The sequence below is a fragment of the Cupriavidus sp. 05T313 genome, from assembly GCF_056396665.1.
The window spans coordinates 1-5,316 of record NZ_JBFTLX010000362.1; the positions used below are offsets into that span (position 1 = coordinate 1).

Here is a 5,316-nt window from a genome sequence, read left to right on the forward strand (position 1 = left end):
TGGTCCTATGGTCCTAGCAATCCGGTGCCACCGCGCCCACGACGGAAACGGGGCGCTTGCAACTTCGTGGCCGTCCGCGCCGCGAGCGACAGACGGCCTGAAATTCGCGGTGGCCGCTACCGGGGGGACCACCACGAATCCCTGGGCATTGGCTGGGTCGTGGTGCTCCGAACCGGTGACGGCATGAGGCTATTAGAACCCGGGGCCTGACGACGAAWCCAATGGGCTGCGAAAGCCCGACACGCCAGCCTCCTGCAAGGATCGCTTTCTTTTGGTTACTTTTCTTTACGAGTAAAGAAAAGTGACACCTCCGTGTGCGTAAACGGCCAACCCCGCACAGCCGCGACAGCAGCTAGAAGCAATAAAACCCCGCCCAACAAACGCATCCCCCCGCGTCAGCGGGGCTACAAGCAGCCCCAAAAAAAGGCATCCACTCACACCACAACATCTTCCAACGTGACCAACTGCGCGCCATCCTGCACCTGATCGCCAATGGCATAGAGCACTTCCTGCACCACACCGTCAGCGGGCGCAGTCAGCGTGTGCTCCATCTTCATGGCTTCCATCACGATCAGCGGATCACCCTTGCCGATGACGGCGCCAGCCTGGACCATCACCGCGATGATGCGCCCCGGCATCGGTGCCACCAGCTTGCCGCCCTCGGCATCGGGCGTGCCCGCGTGGGCGAGCGGGTCGATGACCTCCAGCCGGGTTTGCTGCGCGCCGCTGAACACGTAAAGCGTTTCACCGTCGATATGGGCGCTGCCCTTGACGGTGCGCGCGCCAAGGTCAAGCGCGTAGCCGCCGGCCTGGGTGGTGGCGCGGAAGGGCACGGTCTGCTCGCCCACGGTGAGCCATTGCTTGCCGCCATCGCTGCGCAGGCTGGCAAGCGTTTCACCTTCGCTGGTGCGCAGGCGGAACTGGCTGCTGGCGTCGCCGTTCAAGCGCCATGCCCCGGCGTTTTGCCACGGCGAATGCGCATCCGCCGGATCGACGCGCCGCGCGCGGGTTTCCGCATCCATCAGCGCCGCTACCGCCAGCGCGATGGTCTCGGTGCCCACCTGCGCCGGCGGCGGGAACAATGCTGCCTGGTTGCGTTCGATCAGCCCGGTGTCGAGGTCGGCGGTGCGGAACGCCTGCGAAGTCACCAGCCGTTGCAGGAAGGCGATATTGGTCGAAAGGCCCACCACGTGATACTCCGCCAGCGCCTGCGCCATGCGGGCGAGCGCTTCCTCGCGGTCGCGGCCCCACACGATCAGCTTGGCGATCATGGGGTCGTAGTAGGGGCTGATGGTGTCGCCCTCGCGCACGCCGGAATCGATGCGGACGCCGGCCGGGCCGTCGCCGTCATGCCCAAGGGCGAACGTCACCGCCGCCGGGGTGCGCAGGTAGCGCAGCGTGCCGGTGGAGGGCAGGAACCCCTTGTCGGGATTCTCGGCGTAGACGCGTGCTTCCAGCGCGTGGCCGTGGATGCGAAGCTGATCTTGCTTCAGCGGCAACGGCTCGCCCGAGGCCACGCGCAATTGCCATTCCACCAGGTCTTGCCCGGTGATCATCTCGGTGACGGGATGCTCCACCTGCAGGCGGGTGTTCATCTCCATGAAGTAGAACGAGCCGTCCTGGTTGGCGATGAACTCAACGGTGCCCGCGCCGACATAGCCGACGGCCTGCGCCGCCGCAACGGCGGCTTCGCCCATCGCCCGCCGGCGTTCCTCGCTCATGCCGGGCGCCGGGGCTTCCTCMASCACCTTCTGGTGGCGCCGCTGCACCGAGCAGTCGCGCTCGAACAGGTAGACGCAGTTGCCGTGCGTGTCGGCGAACACCTGGATTTCGATATGGCGCGGGCGGGTCAGGTATTTCTCCACCAGCACGCGGTCGTCGCCGAAGCTGGCGCTGGCCTCGCGCTGCACCGAAGCCAGCGCGGCTTCGAAGCCTTCGCTGGCTTCCACCACGCGCATGCCCTTGCCGCCACCGCCGGCGCTGGCTTTCAGCAGCACCGGGTAGCCGATGCGGTCGGCCTCGTGCCGCAGCAGCGCCGGGTCCTGGTCCTCGCCGTGATAGCCCGGCACCAGCGGCACCGCGGCTTCTTCCATCAGGCGCTTGGCCGCGCTCTTGCTGCCCATGGCGCGGATGCTCGATGCCGGCGGGCCGATAAAGACCAGACCCGCCGCGGCGCAGGCATCGGCGAAGCCGTCGTTTTCGGAGAGGAAGCCGTAGCCCGGATGGATCGCCTGCGCGCCGGTCGCCTTGGCCATCTCGATGATGTGGTCGCCGCGCAGGTAACTGTCGCGCGCGGCGGCACCGCCGATGTGCACGGCCTCGTCGCACAGCGCCACATGGCGCGCGTTGGCGTCGGCGTCGGAGTAGACCGCTACCGTGCGGATGCCAAGGCGGCGGCAGGTGGCTGCCACGCGGCAGGCGATTTCGCCGCGGTTGGCGATCAGGATCTTGTTGAACATGGCTGTTCCTAGTTTTAGTTCTGGCGGCGTGGCTGCGATGGCCGCGCGGGYGGTTCGGCGGCTACCCGTGCAGCACGGCGCTTGATTGGCTGGGGGCTGGCTGGAGGTTCGCTCAGGCAGGCCGCCAGGACGGCGAGCGTTTTTCCAGGAAGGAACGCACGCCCTCGCGGCCTTCTTCCGAGGCGCGGATCGCCGCAATGCGGTCGGCGGTATCGGCCAGCAGCGCATCGTCGATGGCCCGGCCCGGCACCTCCTGCACCAGCCGTTTGCTCTCGCGCACGGCGTTGGGGCTGTTGGCCACCAGCGCGGCGGCCAGTTCGGCCACCTTGGCATCCAGCGCGTCGGCCGGCACCACCTCATGCACAAAGCCCAGCCGCAGCGCCTCGGCGGCGCCGAAGCGCTCGGCCGTGATGAAGTAGCGGCGCGCGGCCTGCTCGCCCATGGCGCGGATCACATAGGGGCTGATGGTGGCGGGCAACAGGCCCAGGCGCGCTTCCGACAGGCAGAAATTCACCGGCTCAGCGGCCACGGCGATGTCGCAGGCCGCAACCAGGCCCACGCCGCCGGCATAGGTGTCGCCGTGGATGCGTGCAATCACGGGCTTGGGGCAGGCCCAGATCGTGTGCAGCATCTGCGCCAGGGTCAGCGCATCGGACCGGTTCTCGTCGTGCGAGTAGCCGGCCATCTTCTTCATCCAGTTCAGGTCCGCGCCCGCGCAGAAGGCCGGGCCATTGCCCGCCAGCACGATGGCACGCACCGCGGGCTCGCTGCCCAGCGCGCGGAAGGCGCCGGTCAGCTCGGCGATCACGGTCTCGTTAAAGGCGTTGCGCACGTCCGGCCGGTTCAGCGTGACGGTGGCCACGTGCTGCGCGGCGGTGACGGTCAGGGTGGTGAATTCCATGGTTGTGTCCTGTGCGATGCGGTGCGATTCAATATCCGGGGCATTTGCGCGTGCGATCACGGCGCGCGATCACATGCGGAACACGCCGAACTTCATCTCGCCGATCGGCGCGTTCAGGCTGGCCGACAAGCCCAGGCCCAGCACCGTGCGCGTCTGCGCGGGATCGATCACGCCGTCGTCCCACAGCCGCGCGCTGGCGTAGTAGGGGTGGCCCTGGTGCTCGTACTGGTCGCGGATAGGCTGCTTGAACTTGTCCTCTTCCTCGGCGCTCCAGCTGCCGCCCTTGGCCTCGATGCCGTCGCGGCGCACGGTAGCCAGCACGCTGGCCGCCTGCTCGCCGCCCATCACCGAGATCCGCGCGTTCGGCCACATCCACAGGAAGCGCGGCGAATACGCGCGCCCGCACATGCCGTAGTTGCCCGCGCCAAACGAGCCGCCGATGATCACCGTGAACTTCGGCACCTGCGCCGTCGCCACCGCCGTCACCATCTTGGCGCCGTTGCGCGCAATGCCTTCGTTCTCGTACTTGCGGCCCACCATGAAACCGGTGATGTTCTGCAGGAACACCAGCGGGATCTTGCGCTGGCAGCACAGCTCGATGAAGTGCGCGCCCTTCAGCGCCGATTCCGAGAACAGGATGCCATTGTTGGCGATGATGCCGACCGGATAGCCCCAGATCCGCGCAAAACCGCAAACCAGCGTGGTGCCGTAGCGCGCCTTGAATTCGTCGAAATCCGAATCGTCCACGATGCGTGCAATGACTTCGCGCACGTCATACGGCTTGCGCGTGTCGGTAGGAATCACGCCATACAGTTCTTCCACCGGATAACGCGGGGGCAGGGGCTCGTGCAGGCGGATCTGGTCCGGCTTGCGGCGGTTCAGGTGCTGCACGATATTGCGCGCCAGCGACAGCGCGTGCGCGTCGTTCTGCGCGAAGTAATCGGCCACGCCCGAGAGGCGTGTGTGCACGTCTGCCCCGCCCAGGTCTTCGGCCGTGACTTCTTCACCGGTAGCCGCTTTCACCAGCGGCGGGCCGCCSAGGAARATCGTRCCCTGSTTCYTGACGATGATGGACTCGTCGCTCATCGCCGGCACGTAGGCTCCGCCCGCCGTGCACGAACCCATCACCACCGCGATCTGCGGGATGCCTTGCTTGGACAGGTTGGCCTGGTTGTAGAAGATGCGGCCGAAGTGATCGCGGTCAGGGAAGACGTCGTCCTGGTTGGGCAGGTTGGCGCCGCCGGAATCCACCAGGTAGATACAGGGCAGGTTGTTCTGCTCGGCGATTTCCTGCGCGCGCAGGTGCTTGCGCACGGTGAGCGGGTAGTAGGTGCCGCCCTTGACGGTAGCGTCATTGCAGACGATCACGCATTCCTGCCCGGCGATGCTGCCTATGCCGGTGATGATGCCGGCGCCGGGCGCGGCATTGTCGTACATGTCATAAGCCGCGAGCTGCGACAGTTCCAGGAACGGCGTGCCCGGATCGAGCAGTTGCTGCACGCGATCGCGCGGCAGCAGCTTGCCCCGCCCGAGGTGCTTGGCGCGGGCTTCTTCGCCGCCGCCTTCGGCCAGCCTGGCGATCTTCGCCTTGAGGTCGGCGACCAGCGCCTGCRTGGCGTCGGCATTGGCGCGGAAGGATTCCGAGCGAGCATTGAGTTTGGTTTCGAGCGTGGGCATAGGTGTCGGGTCTCTGTTCTTTTATGGCGTGCAGTGATCGCGGCGGCGCAGGCCGGCAGGGCAGCTTACGCCGTTTCGGCGTACAGCTCGCGCCCGATCAGCATGCGCCGGATTTCCGACGTGCCSGCGCCGATCTCRTACAGCTTGGCGTCGCGCCACAGCCGGCCGACCGGGTATTCGTTGATATAGCCGTTGCCGCCCAGGATCTGCACCGACTCGCCGGCCATCCAGGTGGCCTTCTCGGCGGTGTACAGGATGACCGCGGCGCAGTCCTTGCGC

The 5,316-nt window shown here is 66.9% G+C and carries 4 protein-coding genes; all 4 read right to left on the reverse strand.

Annotated elements, in window-relative coordinates; genetic code table 11:
• Positions 1-434: 434 nt before the first annotated feature.
• Entirely contained in the window at positions 435-2,459 is a 2,025-nt protein-coding gene (locus AC1DKD_RS38745) for an acetyl/propionyl/methylcrotonyl-CoA carboxylase subunit alpha (protein WP_477144519.1), read from the reverse strand.
• A 112-nt stretch (positions 2,460-2,571) separates the two neighbouring features.
• Positions 2,572-3,360 (reverse strand): enoyl-CoA hydratase/isomerase family protein, encoded by a 789-nt coding sequence (locus AC1DKD_RS38750; protein ID WP_477104747.1) that lies wholly within the window; start codon positions 3,358-3,360, stop codon positions 2,572-2,574.
• A gap of 69 nt (positions 3,361-3,429) precedes the next feature.
• Positions 3,430-5,037: a carboxyl transferase domain-containing protein gene (locus AC1DKD_RS38755; protein ID WP_477144520.1), complete on the reverse strand. Its 1,608-nt coding sequence runs from the start codon at positions 5,035-5,037 to the stop codon at positions 3,430-3,432.
• A gap of 65 nt (positions 5,038-5,102) precedes the next feature.
• Positions 5,103-5,316, reverse strand: a 214-nt coding sequence (locus AC1DKD_RS38760) for an acyl-CoA dehydrogenase family protein (RefSeq protein WP_477144521.1), incomplete at its 5' end; no start/stop codon positions are given.

What these genes read in the sequence shown, in the direction of transcription:
- AC1DKD_RS38750 (WP_477104747.1), bottom strand. Translation starts at nt 3,360, where the DNA reads ATGGAATTCACCACCCTGACCGTCACCGCCGCGCAGCACGTGGCCACC.